Source organism: Ruegeria sp. BC5, assembly GCF_056539205.1.
Window position 1 is genome coordinate 326,483 of the sequence record NZ_JBQFUN010000002.1, and the last position, 20,038, is coordinate 346,520.

Annotated in this window: 15 protein-coding genes; 5 read left to right on the forward strand and 10 right to left on the reverse strand. The window is 53.4% G+C overall.

Annotation, left to right across the window (positions count from 1 at the left end; genetic code table 11):
* Positions 1-44: 44 nt before the first annotated feature.
* From ACR0LY_RS09530 to ACR0LY_RS09545, 4 genes are all read right to left on the reverse strand, one after another.
* Positions 45-929, reverse strand: a complete 885-nt coding sequence (locus tag ACR0LY_RS09530) for a glycosyltransferase family 2 protein (protein ID WP_170350108.1) — start codon at positions 927-929, stop codon at positions 45-47.
* Positions 910-1,734, reverse strand: a complete 825-nt coding sequence (locus ACR0LY_RS09535) for a CpsD/CapB family tyrosine-protein kinase (protein ID WP_170350109.1) — start codon at positions 1,732-1,734, stop codon at positions 910-912. The genes ACR0LY_RS09530 and ACR0LY_RS09535 overlap by 20 nt, the downstream gene beginning before the upstream one ends.
* Before the next feature lie 31 nt (positions 1,735-1,765).
* A complete protein-coding gene (locus ACR0LY_RS09540; protein WP_170350110.1) occupies positions 1,766-3,178 on the reverse strand; it encodes a GumC family protein in 1,413 nt (470 codons plus the stop codon).
* A gap of 130 nt (positions 3,179-3,308) precedes the next feature.
* Positions 3,309-4,166 carry an AAA family ATPase gene (locus tag ACR0LY_RS09545; protein WP_170350111.1) on the reverse strand — a complete coding sequence of 286 codons (858 nt, stop codon included), beginning with the start codon at positions 4,164-4,166 and terminating at the stop codon, positions 3,309-3,311.
* A 665-nt stretch (positions 4,167-4,831) separates the two neighbouring features.
* Between ACR0LY_RS09545 and ACR0LY_RS09550 the strand changes: the two genes are divergently transcribed.
* The 4 genes from ACR0LY_RS09550 to ACR0LY_RS09565 all read left to right on the forward strand — a co-directional run bounded on the left by ACR0LY_RS09550 (position 4,832) and on the right by ACR0LY_RS09565 (position 10,350).
* A complete protein-coding gene (locus ACR0LY_RS09550) occupies positions 4,832-5,515 on the forward strand; it encodes a sugar transferase (protein WP_170350112.1) in 684 nt (227 codons plus the stop codon).
* 87 nt (positions 5,516-5,602) lie between these two features.
* Positions 5,603-8,020, forward strand: coding sequence for a tetratricopeptide repeat protein (locus tag ACR0LY_RS09555; RefSeq protein ID WP_170350113.1), 2,418 nt, complete (start codon positions 5,603-5,605; stop codon positions 8,018-8,020).
* 98 nt (positions 8,021-8,118) lie between these two features.
* Positions 8,119-8,748, forward strand: a complete 630-nt coding sequence (locus ACR0LY_RS09560) for a polysaccharide biosynthesis/export family protein (protein ID WP_368039997.1) — start codon at positions 8,119-8,121, stop codon at positions 8,746-8,748.
* 75 nt (positions 8,749-8,823) lie between these two features.
* Positions 8,824-10,350, forward strand: coding sequence for a hypothetical protein (locus tag ACR0LY_RS09565; protein WP_480640827.1), 1,527 nt, complete (start codon positions 8,824-8,826; stop codon positions 10,348-10,350).
* Positions 10,351-11,288: 938 nt separating this feature from the next.
* On the opposite strand, the gene ACR0LY_RS09570 is transcribed toward ACR0LY_RS09565, so the two are convergent.
* The 3 genes from ACR0LY_RS09570 to ACR0LY_RS09580 all read right to left on the reverse strand — a co-directional run bounded on the left by ACR0LY_RS09570 (position 11,289) and on the right by ACR0LY_RS09580 (position 14,990).
* Positions 11,289-12,341 carry an acyltransferase family protein gene (locus tag ACR0LY_RS09570; protein WP_170350115.1) on the reverse strand — a complete coding sequence of 351 codons (1,053 nt, stop codon included), beginning with the start codon at positions 12,339-12,341 and terminating at the stop codon, positions 11,289-11,291.
* A 143-nt stretch (positions 12,342-12,484) separates the two neighbouring features.
* The gene (locus ACR0LY_RS09575; RefSeq protein WP_170350143.1) at positions 12,485-13,735 is read right to left on the reverse strand and encodes a glycosyltransferase family 4 protein; all 1,251 of its coding nucleotides are present in this window, start codon (positions 13,733-13,735) and stop codon (positions 12,485-12,487) included.
* A complete protein-coding gene (locus tag ACR0LY_RS09580; protein WP_170350116.1) occupies positions 13,728-14,990 on the reverse strand; it encodes a nucleotide sugar dehydrogenase in 1,263 nt (420 codons plus the stop codon). Before ACR0LY_RS09580 ends, ACR0LY_RS09575 begins: the two co-directional genes overlap by 8 nt.
* 419 nt (positions 14,991-15,409) lie before the next feature.
* Between ACR0LY_RS09580 and ACR0LY_RS09585 the strand changes: the two genes are divergently transcribed.
* Positions 15,410-16,891, forward strand: a complete 1,482-nt coding sequence (locus ACR0LY_RS09585; protein WP_480640836.1) for an oligosaccharide flippase family protein — start codon at positions 15,410-15,412, stop codon at positions 16,889-16,891.
* 44 nt (positions 16,892-16,935) lie between these two features.
* On the opposite strand, the gene ACR0LY_RS09590 is transcribed toward ACR0LY_RS09585, so the two are convergent.
* Genes ACR0LY_RS09590 through ACR0LY_RS09600 form a run of 3 tightly spaced genes read right to left on the reverse strand, consistent with a single transcriptional unit; the run spans position 16,936 to position 19,924 of the window.
* Positions 16,936-18,096, reverse strand: coding sequence for a DegT/DnrJ/EryC1/StrS family aminotransferase (locus ACR0LY_RS09590; protein WP_170350118.1), 1,161 nt, complete (start codon positions 18,094-18,096; stop codon positions 16,936-16,938).
* A complete protein-coding gene (locus ACR0LY_RS09595) occupies positions 18,093-18,734 on the reverse strand; it encodes a GNAT family N-acetyltransferase (RefSeq protein ID WP_170350119.1) in 642 nt (213 codons plus the stop codon). The genes ACR0LY_RS09590 and ACR0LY_RS09595 overlap by 4 nt, the downstream gene beginning before the upstream one ends.
* A 29-nt stretch (positions 18,735-18,763) precedes the next feature.
* Positions 18,764-19,924: a lipid II:glycine glycyltransferase FemX gene (locus ACR0LY_RS09600; protein ID WP_480640830.1), complete on the reverse strand. Its 1,161-nt coding sequence runs from the start codon at positions 19,922-19,924 to the stop codon at positions 18,764-18,766.
* Positions 19,925-20,038: the final 114 nt, after the last annotated feature.

The following is a 20,038-nucleotide window of genomic DNA, read 5'->3' on the forward strand; positions in this document are numbered from 1 at the left end:
AATGTTATGGTAAATTTAAGCCGTGCTTACTTACCGGACCTCGTTCAGATGGAGCCACCGGCGGCCTGGCGCAGCATCCAGACCATTCGTGTACACCTGAGCCGGATAAGAGTGGCAATAGCTCGCAAGGTTTCACCGGTTGAATTCAGTCTGCTGCTGGCCAGAACCTTTGGCGTATGTACCATGGCACTGGCAGGCATTGCCAATCCGCGAATTGCCCATCTCAGGCGTGCTTTGCCTCCGGTTCCGTTCAACTGATACGCTTCCTGCGTCATGCGTCGCCATTTCGTCCTGAGCGCGAACCAATCTTGTCTTGACGGATGTTTGACACGAAACCGATCCTCGTACACCAGACTATAACCTCGCGCGACAGCACGCATGGTCCATTCCTGATCTTCCGATATACCGTTTATAAACCCGCCGATCGCGTCGAACACGTCGCGGCGCGTCAGCAGATTGCCTGCACCGGAAAACCCCTGAACCTCGATATATCTGCGGAAATTGAATGCAAAAACGGCCTCGAACGCCTCGGCCCCGCTGCGCGGTGGTGGGGTTTCGTCAAACACGTCAACTCGGCCCCCGACAAGGTCAGCCCGGTTGGCGATTGCGCGGCCGACCGTCAGCCAGTCAGGCGCTGGAACGCAATCGGCATCTATGAAAAACAACCTTGGCGCTGTGGTTGCGGCAATACCCTTGTTTCGTGCATGCGCCGCGCCCTTCTGGGTTTCAGTGATGAACCGCACATCAGGAAAGGCCAGCTTCACCTCGTCCAACGAGACCGGAGACGCGTTGTCTACAACCACGATTTCTGTTTCGGTGGTGTCGTTCTCCATCAACGCCCGCAGGCATCGTTCCAGTCTATCAGGGTCGTTGTAATGGGGAATAATGACCGCATCCGTCGGAGCCGGATCAGTACGAGCCGTACTCATAGCCGAAAGCCTCGCTGATATAGCGACATTTGTTCAGCACGATGCCCATGACCTTCGTCAGCTCTGCCAGTTGCTGTTCGGCCAGGTCAACATGGTCCACGCTGGTTTCTTCGGCGGCACCCAATAGCAGGGCACAGTCAACGTTCTTCAGGAACCCGTGGCTGTCGTCGCTGGCCATCAGCGGCGGAGTATCGAACAGCATGATATCCGGCTGGTACTCTGCTTCGATTTGTTCCAGTGTTTCGATCATGGCCCGGCTTTGCAGAATCTCGGCTGGATTGCGTGTTGACGAATAGTTCAATCCAAAGATTACATTTTCACCATGGCGCAGCGCATGCTGTTCAAACGAAATGTTTCCATTAATGACATCGGACATGCTGTGATTGCCGGTCTGCCGCAGGATTTCGGCCAACCCTCTGCGTCGCATATCAAAATCAATGACGATTGTACGCAGGTCCTTCTGTCGGCTCAGACTAAAGGCAAGATTTGCGGCCGCCGTGCTTTTACCACATCCGCTGTACGGGGATGTCAGGGCGATGCGCCGCCAGCCGTTGGACTGAAGTTGCTGAATCATCTTTGTCCGCAACATATCGTAGGGGGCAGCTTCAGGCCCGCCGTGATAGGCAATCAGACGATTACGAGCGATCAAGTTCTGATCAATCTGCAACTCGGGCAGAGAACTCCAGGCATCTTGGCTGTCATCAGTTGGAACAGGCTGCGGAGCCCCGGGTTGCAGAATAGGTTCCGCTTGGCGGCTTTCGCGTTCATTGCGAGCTTTGCGAATTGCCTCTTGAAGACGATCCATCACACCCTGTCCAATCTTGTAGATACAAAAGTCACCAATAGACCTCCAACTTTTCGATCACTTGTTCTGCAATCAAATCCAGCGGCAAATAATACGTATGAAAGGCCCAAACTGCCGCGGGCACACCAATCAGAATAGCCAGGACAACCATGCTCCAGCCAATCCGGCGCCTAATCATCTCTCCTCGTGAGGGCAAATAGGGAATGGTTGCGATCGGCCAAACTTCGAGCTTGTTGATCAAATCCTCTGGACGACGCACCGTACGGTTGAGAAGTTCCAGCAGAACAACCAAAGCCAGGCCAAGCGAAATGCCAAAGGCAGTTCCCCCTGCCGCTACCATCATGCGGTCGGGTTTTGTCGGTGCAGCTGGCGCGACAGGATATTCGATTACCGATATGCGCTGACCCTGTGCTGTCACTTCAATCCGTTCACCGGTCGATGCCGCCGCCAATCGATCGACCACACTGTTATACTGGGCCTGGATGTTGTCATGATCCCGCTGCAGCTCTGCAAGCGCAATCGCGTTGGCCGGGGTCTGATCAATCGTCAGCGTCAGCTTGGCCAAGCGGTCCACAATTGAAATCCTTTGATCCTCAAGGGCCGAAATCTGAGAATCAAACTGGGCCAGTTGTAGATCCAGCGTCGAGTTGCCCGTCTGAGGGTTAGTCGCTGCTGTATTGGCTGCCTGTTCGGCAACTACAGTTTCTTCCAATTTGGAAATTCTGGCACGCAGAAGCCTTATCTGCGGATTGGTTTCCGAATAGATCGCGAGCTTCGAGTCGAGTTCGTTCAGCAACTGATCCAGCTGCGCCTGCGCAGGTGTTCTGTTTTGCTGTGCTACGCCCACGATCTGGCCGGTTGAACCATAAATCTCCAAAAGTTTCTCGCGTTGGCTTTTAAGCGAGAAAATCTGCTGATCCGTTTGTTCTAGATTGGTCTGCAATGCCGCTTGCTGCGCGGTTCGGAACTGAAGGTTACTTGGCAATGCGTCGGAATTTTCTCTCTCGAATTCCAATATCCGGGAACTGCGTATATCAAGCTCCTTCCCAAGACGCTCGACTTCTTTTTCAAAAAAACTAAGCGTATCTGACGCGCGGTTCTTGCGATAGGTCACGTCGAGCTTCTGAATCTCGGTCAGGTATTCATTCAACACCCCGGCAGCGATCTGACCCGATCGCGCATTGAAGAAAATTGTCATTAGGTTGGCTTGGCCCTGACCAGAGCTGATTTGAATCGTCGTGTTGTTGCGCATGACACCAACAATTTGATCGGGGCTTGCATTGTCTATGTTTTCCAGAACCAACTGCTTTCGCGCTATTTCCAGAAGAACCGGCCGTGTGAGCAGGCGCTGCTCAACGATCTGCATCTGTTCGAAAGCAGGAGTATTGACAGTACTGGACGCCAGGTGCCCAGAAATCTGAGGAGATTCAACGATCAGCCGCATTTGAGCCTCGTATGACGGAGGCAACGTTATCGCTATGATGACGGAAGCCACCGAAACAACCAAAGACACAGCAAGGAAATACGGGAGCCGCCTCAGAAAAATGGAAGAATAGTAACGAACCGGGCCCATTTCAGACTATTGCCTCCTTTTCTAGTGAATTCCCCCCGAAGAATACACCATCTTCGACCACTTGATTGACAACATCTTCATCAACTTTGTCAGCTTCGTTGGTCCAAGCGTACATCAGGGCGAAATCGCAAAACTGATTCACCAGGCGCGGAACGCCGCGGGTCTGCTGAAAAATCAGTGCGCAGGCGTCATCCGTGAACTCCTCGCCTGAGCCACCCGCCGTCTTCATCCGGTGCCGGATGTAGGCTTCGACCGAAGCTTCATCCATCCGCTCCAGATGGAAACTTGCAGCCACCCTTTGCGTCAACTGGCGCATTTTCGGGTCCAGAACCAACTCACGTAGTTCGGGCTGTCCGACCAGAACAAGCTGGATCAACTCATCCGTGTTGGCATTGATGTTGGTCAGCATGCGGATTTCTTCAAGCCCTTCGACTGTCAGGTTCTGCGCTTCATCGAAAATCAGAGCCACCCGCCGCCCAGCGGCATATTCCGAGACCAGAAAATCCTGCAGCGCCCTGAACAGCTGCACGTAGGTGGCGTCTTTATTAATCGGCAAACCCAGCGCATGAAGCACCCATTGCAGCAACTCTCCTCGCCCGCCCTGTGCGTTGGAGATCAGCCCGACGGTGATCTGCTGCTCCATTTCGCTCAGAAGTTGCTGAACCAGGGTCGTCTTGCCGGCCCCGATCTCACCAGTCAGCAGCGTAATCGGTGCGCAGCTCATGATCCCAAATTGCAGCACCGAATAACCGCGTTTATGCAGCGGTGACCAATACATAAACCCAGGGTCCGGAAGCAGCGTAAAGGGGCGCCGGTCCAGCCCGAAGAATTCTAAATAAAACCCGTCACTGGACGCCATTGCACCACGGTTGCCTTCCGCCTTGTCAAACCTCGTACTGGCCCCCCGGAGATTACCCACACTCATACCCTGAACCACCAGAAACCTCTTACACGATACACATATTACATAAATCAAATGCAGCTGGGGACTACTCTGCCACAAAATCACACTAGCAATCAGCACTAAATTTCACACTTGGTGATTTGGCGCTCGCCCACCTCAATCCCTGGTGGTATCCGTCGTAATGCCCATCAAACACTTGAGAAGACTGTGCAGAAAAGCGGCAAAGAGACCAAAGACTAGCCTCACAAAGAAAATTCCCGCCCCGCCGCACAATGCAGTATTAAGCACCAAAAACTAAGTTTTATGCAAATTGTTGCAGTATTGGATACAGAATCTCACAAGACCCTCAATCAGGTCTGGCGCATCCCAGCTCCAAACAACCCTGAAATACCCACTCTTTTCAGGTTCTGCGCACAAAGCTGTCATGATTAATGTTTTGCAAGATGACCAGAATTTGTTAATCTTTGCGAGTGGAGCAGGCTGGTATCGTGTGTGTAAACGGCAATGCTCTGCAATATAATAAAACAATATTTCTTAAATATGTGACGAGGTTGAGCGTAGTCAGTTTCTGAGTTGGGTAAGTGGTTCTTGGTTTTTTGTTTGTGCTGGGGGTTTAAATAGTGACAAGTCATTCGAAGGACGTAGCCGATACTGGCTACTCTAATATTTCTGTTGCACCTGCCCTGGCGACCTACCCAGGGATTTACAGAAGTGTAGGAAAACGCATCTTTGATATCGTCTTTGTGCTGCTTGCAGCGCCGTTTGTTGTGCCCATGGTTTTGTTCTTGGCCGTATTTCTGGCCTGCCAGGGTGTGACGCCTTTTTATCGGCAGGAACGGGTCGGCAAAGACGGCAAGATTTTCAAAATGCTCAAGCTGCGCACCATGGTGCATGACGCCGAGACAGTTCTCAAAAAGCATCTGGCAAACAACCCGGGCGCACGGGAAGAGTGGGATCGCAATCAAAAGCTCCTCAATGATCCGCGCATCATCAAGTTCGGGTCGTTTCTGCGCAAATCCTCGATGGATGAGCTACCGCAGTTCTGGAACGTTTTCACAGGCGAGATGTCCATGGTCGGCCCCCGCCCTATGATGGTGAACCAGCAAAAACTGTATCCTGGCGATTTCTACAATTCCATGCGGCCGGGCATCTCTGGGCCGTGGCAGGTTTCCAAACGCAACCAGTCTACTTTTGCCGAGCGTGCATTTCATGATACTGAGTATTGGAAGAGTATGTCGTTCGGCACTGATCTTTCCATCCTGATCAGGACGGTTTCCGTTGTTTTGCGCGGCACCGGCTGCTGAGGCAGGGCACGCCACAAGGTGGGTACCTTTCGTAGATTCTGCGGGAGTACAGCGTTGCGTGTAACTTTTTTATCCTTTGGCAACAGATTGGCGGCTGTTTTTTTGGCGGCAGTTCTGGTGTTGAGCGCATGTGACACAGCCGAAGAACGGGCCGAGGCACATTTTCAGGCTGGTCTAGCCCTCCTTGAAAAGGATGATGTCGAGAGCGCGCTGTACGAATTCAAAAACGTCTTCAAACTGAATAGCAAACACAAAGAAGCCCGCCTGATCTATGCCCGGCTGGAACGTGAACGCGGCAATACCTCGATCGCTTACAGCCAGTTTCTGTTACTGGTTGAGCAATACCCGGACAACCTCGAAGGACATCGCGCGTTGGCTGAGATGGCTTTGGAAACTGAGAACTGGGAAGATCTGCGCCGCTATGCGGGTGTTGCAAAAGAACTTGCCCCCGATGACATCGAGATCAAATCCCTCAACAACTCGCTGACCTATACCGAGGCCGTCAACACCAAGAAAACAGCCGAGGCAGAACTCACCGTCGCCATCGCCCATGATTTCCTAAAGGACCGCCCCGACCTGTTGTCCGCGCGACAGATCGTCATCGACGATCTGGTCCGCTCTCAGGATTGGGAAACTGTGTTAAGCGAAACCGATATTGCTCTAAGCTTTGCGCCGCAGCAGGCCAAGTTGCATACCATTCGGCTCGGCGCGTTGCAGGAACTGCAAAAGCCCGAGGAAATCGAAAAACAGCTGATGCAGATGCAGCAGGTCTTCCCCGAGGACACAAGCATTCAGCAAAGTCTTTTCGAACATTATATTAGCTATAAGAAACTGGATGCCGCCGAAGGCCTTCTGCGGGAACAATCAGAGCAGGAGGCGCAGGACCCCCTTTCGACGCAAAAACTCATCGCGTTTCTGGCAGAGTACCGTGGCCCTGACCTGGCGATTGCCGAGTTGGATCAGATTATTGCTTTGGACACAATCGATACGCCGCGATTCAAAACCACGCGGGCAGTGCTAAAATTCCAGATCGGGGACACGCAAACCGCACTTGGCGAGATGCGGGAGTTGCTTGCGAACGCAAAGCGGACCACGCAAACCCGCGACAGCGAAGTGGAATTCGCCCGGATGCTATTGGATGTCGGCGAGACCAAGGAAGGCCGAGCTTTGATTGAGCGCGTCCTTGTCGAAGACCCAACACACATTGAAGCTGTAAAATTGAAGGCAGCGTGGTTGATAGAAGAAAATAAAATCAACGACACAATCGTGCTGTTGCGCAAAACGCTGGATGTCACACCTCGGGATTCACAGCTTATGACCTTGATGGCGCGCGCCCACGAGCGCAACGATGATCGGGTTGTGATGGGTAAAATGTTGGCACTCGCGACAGAGGCGTCCCGGAATGCACAAAAAGAGACACTGAACTATGCCCGGTTCCTTCTTGAAGAGGACAATCTAGTAGTTGCCGAACGCGTATTGAACGACGCTTTGTACCGGCTTCCCGAGAACCCTGAACTGTTATTGGCTCTCGGCAATGTGTACCTAAACCTGCAAAACTGGGAACGACTCGATGTGGTGTTGAACAAACTCCGCAATCTGGACGACCCAAGCGCGCGTCAACGGTTAGACGACCTCAGATCACAAATGCTGTCGACCCAGCAACGCAAGGATGAACTGACGGCTTTCTTGGACGAACTGGCAAACGATCCTGAATTTGGCCTGTCAGCCGACATTGCGCTTATCCGGCAGATGTTAATACAGGGCGACGTGACCGGTGCCGCCAACCGACTTGATGAATTGCTGGCGGAAGACCCGGGATCGCTGAACCTGCGCTTTATGAAAGCTCGCGTTCTGACGGGTGAAGGTAAGCTCGACGAAGCCGAGCAACTTCACCGCGCGATCCTCAAAGATCACCCGGACGCGGCCCGTGTCTGGGCCAGCTTGTTTTCATTGCATATTCAGCGTGAACAGCTTGAACAGGCCCAAGCCATATTGGATGAAGCGCTATCAACTCTGCCGGAGAATCCAGATCTTTTATTGCTGCAGGCGACAGAACACGAACGCGCCCGGGAACTAGACTTGGCGATTGCGGTCTATGAAAAGCTGTACCCTCTCAGCAACCAGTCTCAGATCGTGGCCAACAAATTGGCAAGCCTTCTGACGAGTCACCGCAACGACGACGAAAGCCTGCAACAAGCGGCGCATCTGGCGCGACGGTTGCATGGGACAAGAATACCCGAATTTCAGGATACTTATGGCTGGGTTGCCTATCAGCTGGGCCGCTATCAAGAAGCGCTCATATACCTTGAGCCAGCGGCCAGGGCTTTGCCGGACCAACCCTTGGTACTTTACCATCTGGGCAAAACCTATGCTGCAATTAACCAGCCACAAGCGGCGTTGCACGCCTTTAGGGCCGCACAAGAAACTGGGGTTACAATAAATGTATCTCCAACATTAGAGGATGAAATAAAGCAATTGAACGCAGCAAATATCGCTGGACAATAATGCGGGGACGGAACGCTGCATTTCTGCCGCACCATGCCCCTGTCAAAAAACCAACAGATTGTTTTGAAAATAACATAAAGGTAAAAAGGGAGGGAAAAGTGAAAGATTTATATATGCGTACAGTTATAAGAGCATTGATTTCTCTAGTCTTCGCCATGGTCGCAGCATCAGCATCGTGGGCGCAAGGCTCGTATCAAATCCAACCGGGTGATGCGCTTCAGGTCGAAGTTCTGGAAGATCCCACGTTGAACCGAACCATATTGGTTCTGCCGGACGGCTCCATTAACTTCCCGCTTGCTGGCTCGCTTCGCGCAGCCGGGCAATCCACCAATGGGCTAAGCTCGTCGCTCTCGTCGGCGCTGTCTTCCAACTTCAATGCACCGCCGACTGTATTTATTTCGGTGGCATCGCTTGCACCACCCCCGTTGCAGGGCGCGCTCGCCCCAACCGGTCCGACGATCGACGTTTTCATAATGGGTGAGGTCAACGCACCTGGGAAACATATTGCGACAGAGGGTACGACCATTCTTCAGATTTTGGCTCAGGCTGGCGGCTTGACCAATTTCGCGGCCAGAAAACGCATCGAATTGCGGCGGCCCGACACTAAAACAGGCGTGATGAACAGATACACCTACAACTACAAAGGCACGGGCGGCGGCATCCAGGGAAATACTTTGCTCAAACCCGGAGACGTTGTTGTTGTTCCAGCACGCCGCTTGTTCGAATAGGGGCTTATACAGGTGGGAAAATTTAGGAACAGGCTGTCCGCTTCGCTGGGGTGCGGGGTAGCTTTTGCTGCATCATTGACGCCAGCAGTTGGTCAACAAAGCCCAATCCCACAACCGCCGATACAGCAGACGACGGCACAGACCACTGCTGCAACGCAGACACCGCTGCAGCAGTCGACCGCCCAATCAACGGTTGTTCTGCAAACGCCCAGCCAACAGCTGATTGCACAACAGGCTCTGCAGAACCCAGCCCGGCAGGTTGGCCCACCCACAATTGTCCAGTCAGCCGGTACGGGGTCTGACTTGATTGTCACGCTAGATTACCTGTCCTCACTGCGGCATGATAACAATCTCAGACTGACAGATCCGTCTCTCGGATCAACTACTTGGTGGGAAAACGAGCTTGCCCTGAATATCCTGAAGCAAGCAAACGATTCCACTTTGGCTATCGATTTATCGGGCTTATACCGGATCGCCAACGAACCGATCATAGGGACTGAATCATCGTTTTCTGATCCATCCGCGCAATTGGCTTATCAGCGTACCCGATTGAACAGCAGCCTTGACCTGCTGTTGGATTATACCGAACGGGATTTGGCCTTTAACCGGTCGCTGACAGACACCAACCTGGATGGCATCATTGATTCCGCCGACGTACTCGGAACCGCCGGAGATCAGATCAACACCCTTGCGAACCTGAGCTGGGCCGTGGGTCTGAATGCCCCTGTGGGATTCCAGTTCGACTACAGCCACCGCGAACGCCGCTATAAGGACACATTCGACCCGAGTCTGATCGAAAACAGATCAGATATTTTTGATTCAGCACTGTTGTTCCAGATTTCTCCGGTTTTACAGGGAAATTTGAGCGTCGGTTACGAAGATTTTACGGCCGAAGACAACGTGCGAACTGAAACGCAGACTACAACTGTTTCAGCGGGTGGAGCATATAACCTCTCTTCCACGACATTCGTCTCGTTGGATGCCGGATACAGCCAGGTCGACGATACGCAACGTGCGACAAATACGAGTAACACCACTGAAAGCTTCGTCTGGAACTTTACTTGGAACAAGGCGCTGTCAGATGGAAACGCCGACGTACGGATCAATCAAACATTCGGCGTGAACGGCACTAGGCTGAATGCAACTGCCGGACGCAACTACCAGCTAACAAACGGAACGTTGAATTTTGATATTGGTTTCACTCGGGGGCCTTTTGACGAGATAACCCCGATCGGCCAGCTCAACTATTCGTACCGGCTGCTTAGTTCCCGGATCGGTGCAACGATCCAACGACGGGTTGGTACCAGTACCGACAGCTTGGAAACACGCCAGACATTAGCCTTTCTGACATATGACTATTTCATTAATCCTGTTTCGGCGCTCTCTTTCAGTGTCGATGTTCTTGATCAGCAAACAGAAGGTTCAGGTCCATCAAACCCACGCACCCGGGGCACGATCAGCGCCTCTTACAGTCGTGCAATCACAAAGGACTGGGCGATGAATATTGGCTACCAATACGAAAGGGATGACCAAAATAACTTTACTGCCAGCTCAAGCACGGCGTTTTTGACCCTTGGGCGGCGATTCACTCTTAAACCCTGAGCCGCATTAAAATTGAATGCTCACCGGTCCCTTGACGCAGGCCGAGCGTGGCCGTGATCATCGGGATTTTGAGTAACCCGATCCGTCTTTGGATCGGCAGTACATTGGTGTGCTTTGCCACCTAAATCCTGCTGGCAACAACGCCGGGCCAAAGACAAGTGATCGGACCACTTGTTCACCCGCGTCAGCCCATCGCATTCAAGGGAAATAGATTCGACGCATGGTTAGCTTCTTTTAGCTTCGTTTCCGCCTTGTTATTCCTGCATACGGTAACTGCAGGTGGCGGATTCTACGTGGCACACGCTAGACCAGAGATTTGGCATTGTCCTGTGGGGGGGGGGGGCGATAAGAGGTCTTCTAATAGGGTTTGCGAATCGATAGTCGCATGAAGCTTGCCGTATTACTCCGTGCAGTGCTGGATCTGATCACACCCCCAAACTTATTTGGTGGCGGGCATCTAAGTGCGCGTCCCCTTCTTTTTTGCTAACGCTTCTGGCTTCAATCCTGTCTTTGAAAACACTCTTACTGGCGATCCGTGATCGCAACGCTCGTGGGGTCGTTGCTTTTTTTGGAGAGTACCACAGACCCCAAGTCTTATGGCCCCATTGCATACCCTTGTCTTCTCTTATGATCTTCAACGAAACCCCAGTGCCGACAATTGGCAACCCCACACAACAGCCCAATCGGGTGGCCGGATCACTAGGCGATTTACAGGCTACACTTGAAAGATCAGCGAGGATACTGATCGCACGGCAGCTTCAGCTTCAGCTGTTTTGCCTCAAGCAATAGCGGATACCGTCGTAATCTGTGCGATGGATTCTTTTGCAGCAGAAGATCGATGAGTTCAGGGTATTGGCCGCAGCCAAACCGTGGACGCTGTATCAACGCATAGCAGCCCAATAAACTATCTTACGCGCAAATAGAGCCCGTCTGCTCTGCTATTGTGATCTGTGCCTTGCACTCGTTTTCTCGGCGAGTAACTGATTAGATAACCGCACCAATCGCCGCTCTACGTAAAGGAAGTAAAGATGTGAGATCAGAATGTTGATCAAAAAAATCGCAAATGAGAGGGTGAGAAACGCGAAAAGGCTCAAATCGTCCAATTGTGGGATGAACGCCATTAGAAGCGGAATGAGAATCGCATGGATGAGATACAGCGCGTAAGAGGAATCCCCAAGCGGGCTGAGCCAACGAAAAAATCGCTGTCCAACGCCACGCGCCTCCAACGAAATGCATCCAATGACCAGCAATATACTTGGGATACCCCATAAAATTACCGAAGGGTATTGTTTGTAACCCAACCAAAGGCTTAGGCCAAACCCAGCCGCAGCTATCAGGATCATGGCGCTTGCTGAGCTGACGGTCGCCTTTAACCCACGTGTTGCCATCCACCCGATCCAAGCACCGGCTGCAAATTCAAGAAGTAAAACACTGGTGACCAATTTGGGAATCCCCATGAACCCCATGCTGGGAGGGATCAAGAAGACGCCCACAAAGATGCTGGCTACAAAAAACACGGTCAACCACAGAACCCGGTAGAACGCTGGCAAACCAAGTGCCAGTGCCAAGGCAAACAGCAGATAAAAGTAAACTTCGTAGGCCAGTGTCCAACCCACAAAGATCAATGAGCTTGCACCTTCTGGCAGCAGGAAAAAGGCGCCAAACCATTTTTCTGCGGTGTCAGGCAGTTGCGCACCCAGATAGAGGGCTGCCGGAATGCTCAGCGCCGCAATTAACCAGTAGGACGGGTAGATGCGCGAAAAGCGTTTTCTTAGAAAGGAACGCCAGTTGCTGCTGCTGTCTTGGTTGGTCCACATCATGATGAAGCCACTGACAACAAAAAAGATATGAACACCGGCAGAACCCAAGCCCGAAATGTAGTTGCTTACCGGAAAAGCGTCAGTGCTTGAAATATCAACAAAATACACACTGTGACGCAATGCAACGGCAGACGCGGCAATCGCCCTGAGCGCTTGAATAGAATATAGCAATACAACATTCCATTTGCCGAAAAGGGAGAAAAACTATGACATGAATTGGTAATACGTCAAGCAAAGTGCCTGGATTCACTTGTTTGCATGCCTTCTCATGCGAGAACTGTTTCCTGAAAATCGTTAAATAGCCAGGGCGGCCCCTACCCTTTCCAAATACGCTGATACGCCGCGATCAGAGCGGGTATCTGATGGGGCCAGGCCATTTCCGCCTCAACCCGCGCACGGCCATACCGGCCCATGGTGGCGCGACGTTCGTCATCCGCCAGCAATTCAGTGATCTTGTCCGCCATATCCACTGGATCGTTGGCTTTTGCATAAAGCGATGCCTCCTGCGCGGAAAAGCGCCCTTCGGTCACATCAAACTGAACGATGGGCTTCTTGAACGCCATGTATTCCAGAATCTTGTTCATGGTGGATTTGTCGTTCATCTCGTTCACCCGGTCCGGGTTCACGCAGACATCCGCGGTCGATAGCACCTCGAACAGGTCATGATCCGGCGCGCGGCCGGTGAAGGTGACATAATCCGACAATCCCATATCAGCGCATTGCTGTTGCAGCTTATCCAGGCTGGGGCCACCGCCCACAAGGCAGAACTGGACATCGTCGCGCCCGTGGACCTGCACCAGATGCGCCACCGACTCCAGCAGTAGGTCGATCCCCTCCTGATCACCCATCACGCCGACATAGCCCACCATATACTTCCGCCCGTTGCGCCAGTCTGGGTTCGGGGGCAGGTGCTGTAAACGGCTCAGGTCCGGGCCCGAGCGGACCACAAAGACATCCTCGGGCGCCATGCCGCCACGTTCGATGGCGATCTTGCGATAGCTTTCGTTGGTGGCAATCGACACCCGCGCCGAGGCAAAGGTCAGCCTCTCGAATTTCTTCATCAGTTTCCAGAAGAAACCCCGCTTGTTGAATTTGGCCTCGTACAGCTCGGGGTTGATGTCGTGGTGGTCAAACAGATAGCGCACCCCGAACAGTTTGAACGGCAGCGCCACCAGAAAGATCAGATCGGGCGGGTTGCAGCCATGTATGACATGGAAACCGCGCGTCAGCTTGATCCGCAACGCCAGCCAGCTTTCCCAGAACAGCGCCGCGCCGTATTCCAGCAGGTAGCCCAGTGCCCCGCTGGCATCCAAAGGCAGAGGGTGGCGATAGACCTTGATCCCCTCGTCTTCCCACACGCGTTCCTCATGGCCTTTGCCGGTGGGGCAGATGACCGACACCAGCGCGCCGGCGGCCGCCAGCGTGCGCGCCTCCATCCAGACCCGGCGGTCGAAAGGCACGGGCAGGTTTTCGACCACGATCAGAACTTTCAACCCCTTCAGGGGTTGGGTCTGGCGCAGTTCCTCAAACGAGATCGGTTGAACGGCAGGCGGCGAGCTAGTCATATTCATAGGTCCGCACCACCTCTGTATCGCCAAGGTTAAGATCATTGATAATCCGGTTCGATCCAATCACCAGATCCCAGGGCCCGGCCTCGGCCGTGGCTCGGTTCACCAGCAGGCTGCCCACATTGGGCAAATGGGTGAAGGCATAGCCCAGGTTCTGTCCCCGCAGATCAGCAGGTTCGATGGCCGGATCATAGATCGACAGTTGATAGCCTGCGTCCAGCAGCCGCCGGGCGATATCGACATTGGGACTTTCGCGCAAATCATCGGTTCCGGCCTTGAAGGCCAGCCCCGCCATCAGCACCCTGCCCCCTTCGGGCAACCGGGCCATGATGTCCTGCGCCTGATAGGTCTTGTGTGCCTGATTGGTCTGCAACAGGCTATCGATCAGATGCGTATGCGCACCGACCTCACTGGCGATATGTTGCAGCGCGCGGACATCCTTGGGCAGGCAAGACCCCCCGAACGCACCCCCGGGGCGCGTGTAATAAGCCGAGATGTTGAGCTTGGTGTCCGAGACAAAAATCTCATGCATGGTTTTTGCCGACACTCCCATCCGGTGGCAGACTCGGCCGATCTCATTGGCGAATGCCACCTTGGTCGCGTGCCAAGTATTGTCGACGAATTTGGTAATCTCGGCCTCTTCAAAGGCGGTGTAGAACACCGGGGCATCCAGGTTTTCGTGCAGGGCGTCCATCACGTCAGAGCGATTTCCATCCGCTGTGCCGACGACGATCTTGGGCGGGTTGAAGTAATCGTCCACCGCCGACACTTCGCGCAGGAATTCCGGGTTGTAGATGATTTCGACGGCCTGTCCCGTCTGCTCCCCCAAAGCGTTCCGAAAGATCGGCTCGATCAGTTGGCGCACCGTGCCAGGCCGGAAGGTAGAGCGATACGCCACCGTCAGTGGCCGCGCCCGATCGGGCGACACGGTCTCGGCAATCTGGCGCGTCACCTCAGCCACAAAATCCATGTTATGCGACCCGTCAGTCGCGCTAGGGGTGCCAACACAGACAATGGCCAAATCTGCATCAGACAGATCCGGTGTTTCCACCACCGCATGTATCAGGTTCTTGCTAAGCGCTTCGGTCAGCAGTTCAGCCACTTTGGGTTCTTTAATCGGGGGCTGACCAGCATTGATTTCAGCAACCTTATCGGCGTTCACGTCGATGCCGATTACCGCGTGCCCTTCGCGAGTCAAACAGCACGCCGCCGTGAAGCCCACATAACCCAGCCCGAAAATTGCAATTTTCATACCGCAATACCGCTCTAAAACTCAGCACCCAATTATCTATCCTGCCGCGACAAAAGACATGTAAACCGTCGTGCTTGGCTTCTTTCTGCATTTGGTGTCCAATTCATGACACCAATTGAGAATGTACTTTGAAACAGAATTCAACGTACGGGTACGAGATACGAGTATCATTTGACAAATAAGACAAAACCGTTGCGAGGCACATACAAAATAGCACTATGCTGACACTTATCAGTCGTCTGATCAGAACACCAGAATCGCGATCTCACACGTCTAAGGACCTCACAATGGATCGCGAATATGGAAACATTAATGCAGATATGCGTCGTTTGTTATGAGTTTGGGAAGTTAACAGTTTGAAGCAGCCGTCCGATCCTGTTGAGGATAAAAGCACGTCTGCCCGCACGTCCGCTCTTGCGGTGGGGGCAACCACATTGCTTGCCTCCAGCCTGTTTCGGCAAGCGCTTGGATTGATCACACTGATCGTAACCGCCCGGCTGCTTGCACCAAAGGATTTCGGTATCGCCGCCTATTTCCTGGTCGCCACGGCCTTTTTGGAAATGATGCAGCGGCAGATCGCAACAGTTTTGATCCGACTGGACGATGTCACTGTTGAGCATCTCAAAACCGTTTTCACCTTTCAGGTAATCCTTGGCGTCGTTGCTGCGCTGTTTTTCTACGTTACCCAGCCATTGCTTGCCCTGCTCGAAATACCCGAGCTGATCCAACTGGCACCCATTCTTTGTGCCCTTTCACTGATTATAGCTCTGAAAAGCCCCCGCTTCGTCCTTTTTGAACGCAAACTACGGTTCAGCTTCGCCGCCGCCGAGGAAACGATAAGCCGGATCGTGTATTCGATCATTGCAATCAGTCTGGCGTGGCTTTGGGGTGATTTCTGGTCAATTATCGTCGCCAGTGTCTGTGCGCTGATAACGCGCAGTATCTGGACCTACAGCATGGCCCCCATGACCATACGATTGTCATTGGCACGCTGGCGCGATTGTTTGTCCTTTTCGGTCTGGACCACGGGCGCCCAAGTCTCATTGTTTTTCTCGAACAACATGCCGCAACTTATCATCGGTGCCACCCTGGGGCTGGCCGATGCGGGTGTATTCCGGCTTGGGAACAGGTTGAGTACACTTGTCACAACACAGCTGTTCGCCCCGTTGCAACGTGTGCTTTATCCCGGGCTTGCAGATATATCGCGCAACACCGACCGCCAAGATGAGGCGTTTAATCGGCTGAACGAATTGCTTCTTGCGATCGTGTTACCGGTTTCCCTTGGGATGGCATTAGTGGCCAATCATATCGTCGTGGTCGTGATCGGCTGGCAGTGGTTGGGCATCGTACAGGTCATATGGATTCTGGCCCCGCTCAAGGCGCTTGAAACGCTGCACGAAAACGTGCGGTCCGCCGCCTATATTGAAGGCTCTACCAGGATACTGTTTATCCGGAACACGTTCCTTTTGGTGTTCGTCTGCCTGCTGATGCGCGAAGGGGTGGAATTCGGTTTCTCAGGCGCGCTGATCGCAGCAGGCATCGCCAGCTTGGTCACAATCTTTACAACTCTGATGATTGCGAAACGTTATGGAACCCGCACGTTTTTTGGGCCAATAACTGTTGCCTGGCGGTCATTTGTGTCCACTCTGGCGATGGTTTCTGTTGTTCTGTTCGTCAGCAGCGCCTTTGGCAGCGGCGACGCGGTGGGTTGGGCCTATGAAACAGAGGAAGACCTGCCATTGCTGCGCTTTCGATTTGCGATCAAGGTTCTGGTCGGGATCTTGACCTACATCGGTACGCATTTCCTGCTTTGGAAGCTAAGCGGTAAACCCAAAGGCGTCGAAAGCATGACATTGGAGTTGGTGGCCAAAATAAGATCCAGACTCGTCACGGCGCATTAAGGTTCTGCATTGGACTTCGCCTTACTCAGGACATGTCCCGCACCTCAGCTCGAAAGCACTTCTTGCAGAGCGGATACAATGTGATCGATATGATCCTCTGAAAGATATTGATGCAGCGGCAAGGACAGAACTTGGTTCTTTAGCGCTATTGCCTCATCCTGACCGGTCCAATCCAGATTTCGATGGAACCCAGCCCACCAAGGCGTGGCACCGATACCACGCGCCTGCAAATCACGCGCTGCCCGGTCGCGCCCGTTCACCACAAGCGGCATGATCAGTGGGCAAGTCTCGGTTTCGAGTTCCGACTTCAACATCTCAACGCCCTGTACCTTTTCGAGACGCTCGCGATATCGATGCCAGTTGGCTCGTCGGATTTTGATGGTATCAGACACCGAAAACGAACGAAGCTGCCGAGACGCAACGACGCTGATACGGCGCCTCTGCAAATCTGGATCAAAGTAATAGTGCCCGGGAATATCGTCCATCTCGTCGGTTGTTACATGGTCCGGTTCTGTCATCCCAGACCCGCCGGACAAAGCACGTTTCAGGATTCGGGCCCGGGTAGATCCCAGCACATTTACCAAGGTTGACCGTGCCACTATCTTCGCGACCACTTTTCCCGGTGCCGGGCGTGGAAACGGCACAGCCGCGGTCAGATCGGGGGCGTTCACGACCAACGCCCCGCCTTCCGGCACCGGTACGAATTTGTGAAAGCAAAAAACCGAGATATCGCCGGTGCGCCCTTCTGCCGGGCTTTTTCCGCTCAGAAGGCTCAGCGCACAATCTTCGATCATCCGCAGCCCATAGTTGTTGCAAAGCGCGCGCAGGGCGGTCAGTTCAGGCTGAATAATTCCAAAATAATGCGTGACATAGATTGCCCGCGTTCGGGCCGTAATCAGTGGCTCGATCCGAGCGGGATCAGTACGCAGGTCTTTACCGACCGGATAAAGCCGCACCTTCAGTCCGGCCTGCACAAGCGGGTCAACCTCTGATCCGCAGTTATAAGCCGGTGCCAGAATTTCGTCCCCGTCCTGCAGCCCCAGCACATCACACGCAGCATGTATCGCGACCCGTGTCTGAAATGCATAATGTACCTTCCGGTTCGCAAGTAGTGCGAGAATACCACCCTGCGCATCCTGCTTCCAAAAACTGCCTGCCCTCATGGGCATGTTCGCAACGGCGTCGGCAATTCGGTTCCGCGTCATCTTGTCAGCGGCTTCCAGCTTTGGCGGGACGTAAAGCGCGATTCATTGTGAAATCCGATCAACCTGAAGCCAAGTTTTTCTATGTTTCTCCGTGACGTGTAATTGTATTCGTGACAGGCGATAAAAAAGCGCCGCGTTCCCGCCTGCAACCTTTCGGCCATCATGGTCCGATGTACCCTGACCTGCAAGCTACGCCCCCTGAATTCAGGCAGGACAACGATCTGAAAAAGTATTTCTGCATCTGACGGCACCGCGCAGAAGAAGTGTTCATCTTCATCGGGACCCAAAATCCAGGCAAGGCAACAGACCTCTCCGTCGAGGGTTGCCGCCCATAGCCAGCGATCTTTGTCGAACCAGCTCTTGTCGCCCCATTCCAGGTTTTCCTCGCCGGATTCCAGTCGCCGCCGCAGGGTCTCGGGCAGATCGTGCCAGCCTGAAACCCTGCTAACTTCAAGTGTTGGATCATCCGCAGGCTGGTTTTTCAGAAAGTCATCCCCATCAAGCTGAAACACCAAATTTCTTCGACGCAATCCGATATCTGCAACGGTTGCCCAAGCTTGATGCAGAAAAGCCCCGGCGCCGCGATGGGCCGCACTACGCAGCAGGATCAGCTTTTTTCTCTGTCCTAATCCAAACACGCGTCACACCTCCTGCAGCGCCGTGGCCCCTACCCCGATTTGGTCAGGGCCTGCGCCGCCCTGACACCGCGCCGTGCGACCTGTTTCAACTGTGACGGAACCACATTTGCCCGGTGGAACAGACGATGAGTGACCAATGTATGTTCTGCCACGCGTCTGACCGGGCGTGGCTTGAAATAGGTTTTATATTCAAGAACGCTGAAATCAGGATGGCTGCGGTCGATATCGGGCAGATACCCTTCGACATCCAAGTTTTTGCATCCCTGCTCCATCGCCCACTTCATCCCCCTGAGCCAAAGCAATGGAGCAATGCGCAGATTACCAATCAGGCTGGCCGCGGCGGGGTCCGCCACAAAACGCCGGGCAAAGGCCGTAATCCGACTGCGATATAACAAAAACCCGCCCAAGAATGTGTCCTGGTGATAAGCGGTGAACAGAACCCCGGCCTCGGGGTCGTTATATACATTCTGAAATCCGGCTTCGTATTCGGGGCGTGTGACCGGGGTCAGGTTGTTGGGCTTGATCACCAGCGCGTTTAGGCAATCAAAAAAAACCGCGATCTGATCAGGCGACGTGATGTGACGGATTTCGACATCCGTTGCCTCGATATTGCGCAGATTTCGACGCGCACTTCTTGAAAACGAGCTGCGCAACTCATCCAAAGAACGGTCGAGGCCAATCAGCCCGGTATCACGATGGGGCGCTGGATCGGTTATCTCCAACCCGGCTTGCGTAAATCTCTGATGCAGCTGATCGGCGTCATCATCCAGCCAATATGGCGTGACCTTGATGGCATCGACCTTTGCAAAACGAGGGTGACCTGACACGGCGACCACAAATTCAGTCAGCGTCTCGGGATCGTCGCAGATCGGCCCGCTCAGCGCCAGGGCTACCGAATATCTACCCACCAATATCCGGCTGCGGTACAGCGAAAACAGGCCTACGGCGCAAATTTCCCCCTGTCGACGCGCGATCGCAAAAACCACAGTTCCGCCGATTGCACGCTCGACATCGGCAAACCGAGGGTCCTGTCTGGGGTGCTGATGCTGGCAGCTAGCCACAAATTCACGCCATTCATGTATTTGTTCACCGGTCAGGTCATCGTAACATTCGATATCCATTAACCACTCACTTTCCTGGCGCGACCACAAACCGTCAGCCAAAAATACAAAACCTGTTAAAATCGCCATCCTTTTCAAAAATATAGAAGGTATATGCCACAAAATGTAAAAATAATTCACCGCCTCGGTGGTTTCGCGCGCAGAAATGCGGATCATTGGCCTGTGTATTGGGGAATTAAGCGC

Coding starts and splice junctions, on each gene's coding strand:
- ACR0LY_RS09530 (WP_170350108.1), bottom strand. CDS start 929: ATGAGTACGGCTCGTACTGATCCGGCTCCGACGGATGCGGTCATTATT.
- ACR0LY_RS09535 (WP_170350109.1), bottom strand. CDS start 1,734: ATGGATCGTCTTCAAGAGGCAATTCGCAAAGCTCGCAATGAACGCGAA.
- ACR0LY_RS09540 (WP_170350110.1), bottom strand. CDS start 3,178: ATGCGGCTGATCGTTGAATCTCCTCAGATTTCTGGGCACCTGGCGTCC.
- ACR0LY_RS09545 (WP_170350111.1), bottom strand. CDS start 4,166: ATGGCGTCCAGTGACGGGTTTTATTTAGAATTCTTCGGGCTGGACCGG.
- ACR0LY_RS09575 (WP_170350143.1), bottom strand. CDS start 13,735: ATGACTAGCTCGCCGCCTGCCGTTCAACCGATCTCGTTTGAGGAACTG.
- ACR0LY_RS09580 (WP_170350116.1), bottom strand. CDS start 14,990: ATGAAAATTGCAATTTTCGGGCTGGGTTATGTGGGCTTCACGGCGGCG.
- ACR0LY_RS09590 (WP_170350118.1), bottom strand. CDS start 18,096: ATGACGCGGAACCGAATTGCCGACGCCGTTGCGAACATGCCCATGAGG.
- ACR0LY_RS09600 (WP_480640830.1), bottom strand. CDS start 19,924: ATGGCGATTTTAACAGGTTTTGTATTTTTGGCTGACGGTTTGTGGTCG.